This is a genomic window from Mycolicibacterium septicum DSM 44393 (assembly GCF_000455325.1).
Classification (GTDB): Bacteria; Actinomycetota; Actinomycetes; order Mycobacteriales; family Mycobacteriaceae; genus Mycobacterium; species Mycobacterium septicum.
Map to the genome: position 1 here is coordinate 212,613 of NZ_HG322952.1, position 1,218 is coordinate 213,830.

The window sequence follows — 1,218 nt, forward strand, 5'->3', positions numbered from 1 at the left end:
GCAAGTAACGCACCGCACCACCCGGCAGGCTCCTCCGTCAGATCGAGGGAGGGGCCTGCCGCTCCAACCCAATCGCGCAGCGTGCGGCAGACCGACGCGCCGGCGGCAGTCCGATGACGGGCGAACCTCGTCAACGAATCCTCAGTTCTCCCAGTTGATTCAGCCACTCCCGTAAGGAGATCCAATGCAGCTCGCTTCTCGGTCATACCTGGCCGCAGGTGTGGCACTCGTGGGTGCCAGCGCCATCGCAGTCAGCCCTATGGCTCCACCCGTGCCAGAGGTGCACATGCCCGTAGCGCTGACGGCAGCCATCGAGAACCCGCTGACCGTCTTCCAGCCGGTGGCCGATGCCACCCAGACCCTGATCAGCAACATCATCGAGCGGCAGACCACCAATCCGGTCCCGGTCCTGCGCCAGCTCGCCGCCAATGCGGTCGCCGGCGCGCAGGTGGTCGCCTCCACCGATCCGGTGTGGGTCGTCGCCTATGCACTCGCGCACGCAGTGGTCGCCGCCCAGGCGCTCGGTGTGTCAAGCCTGGAAGAGCTCGCCGACACCACGTCTGCGAACGGAACCGCAATCAGCGACGCACTGAGCAGCCTGGGCGCCGGCCTGCCGGACGCCCTGCAGGCCGCCGGTGACCTGATCGCAGCGGGCCAGTACAACGAGGCGATCGACTCGTTCGTACTCGCCGGACAAACGCCGCTGATCAACATCTTGATTGCGGTGAGCTCCGAGATCAACGCCGTCGGCAAGGTGCTGAGCATTCCGCAACCGCTGACCGACGCAACGGGCAATGCGGTCCTCGGCGTCGTCCTTGGCATTGCCTCCACGACGATCGGCATCGGCTACCACCTTCCGGGACCGCAGCCGTTGGTGCAGCAGTTCATCACCAGCGCTCAGACCGTGGCGGCAGGCGCGGCATCGGGTGATCCAGGCACCTTTGTCAACGCCCTGCAGCACGGCATCGCCGATTTTGCCGCCGATGTGGTCAGCCAAACGGACCTGAACATCACCATGGCCAATTCCATTGCGGACAGCTATGTCAACGCGCTCAAGCAGATCACTCCCAAGCCGTTCACCATCCCGGACCTTGATCCGTTCGCCGCCAAGGCTCTGGCCGCACCGGCCCCCGCCATCGCGGCCACCACGGCGGTCACCACAGCGCTCAAGCCGGCGGCCACGCCGGTCGAGAAGACGGGTCTGCTCCGGCCACCGAG

1 pseudogene is annotated in these 1,218 nt (G+C 66.3%); it reads left to right on the top strand.

The features are described 5' to 3' along the window. Nucleotides 1-184: 184 nt before the first annotated feature. Nucleotides 185-1,218: pseudogene (locus TX88_RS20940) on the top strand (hypothetical protein); the annotation flags it as partial.